The organism is Halioglobus sp. HI00S01 (assembly GCF_001635445.1).
Taxonomy (GTDB): Bacteria; Pseudomonadota; Gammaproteobacteria; order Pseudomonadales; family Halieaceae; genus Halioglobus; species Halioglobus japonicus.
In genome coordinates this window covers 1-225 of record NZ_LWEE01000122.1, presented here as the reverse complement: position 1 = coordinate 225, position 225 = coordinate 1, and the positions used below count along the sequence as shown (strand labels likewise).

Here is a 225-nt window from a genome sequence, read left to right as displayed (position 1 = left end):
TATTTGCCGTGAAAACGGCGTCGAGATCACCGAATTGTCCACGCACCTGCAGGGACAGTTGGTGGCGGTTCACCCGGCCTACGATGAGTTGTTCGATGGCTTTGCCCCTGAAGCCGTGCGCGGCAACGCCAGTGCGCGTCAGGAGTGGGCCGTACAGCAATTGCGCCTTGCCGCCAAAGCCAGCGCGAATCTCGGAATCAATGCCCATGCGACCTTCTCAGGTGC

The 225-nt window shown here is 60.4% G+C and carries 1 pseudogene; it reads left to right on the top strand.

Annotation, left to right across the window (positions count from 1 at the left end):
* A pseudogene (locus tag A3709_RS14895) lies at positions 1–225 on the top strand (sugar phosphate isomerase/epimerase); the annotation flags it as partial.